The organism is Streptosporangium sp. DT93, assembly GCF_049844535.1.
Lineage (GTDB): Bacteria > Actinomycetota > Actinomycetes > Streptosporangiales > Streptosporangiaceae > Streptosporangium.
Genome location: NZ_JBNCLF010000096.1, coordinates 1 through 304, shown reverse-complemented (window position 1 = coordinate 304; position 304 = coordinate 1). Strand labels below are relative to the sequence as shown.

Genomic DNA, 304 nt, shown 5'->3' with positions numbered 1-304 from the left:
GCCGATACAAGATCAACAAGAAGCTGGGTGTCGACGCCGAGATCACCCAGGGCACGCTCACCGAGGACGACATCGTCACCGCCGTCGAGTACATCGTGCGCCTTCACGCGGGCGCGGACTCGATGCCGGGCCCCGCGGGCGAGGTGATCGTGGAGGTCGACGACATCGACCACTTCGGCAACCGCCGCCTGCGCAGTGTCGGGGAGCTCATCCAGAACCAGGTCCGTCTTGGCCTGGCCCGCATGGAGCGGGTGGTCCGCGAGCGGATGACGACCCAGGACGTCGAGGCGATCACGCCGCAGAC

At 67.4% G+C, this 304-nt stretch carries 1 protein-coding gene; it reads left to right on the top strand.

Annotation, left to right across the window (positions count from 1 at the left end):
* The coding region (locus tag ACLQ2R_RS39640) for a hypothetical protein (RefSeq protein WP_425966560.1) at positions 1-304 on the top strand (304 nt) is incomplete at both ends.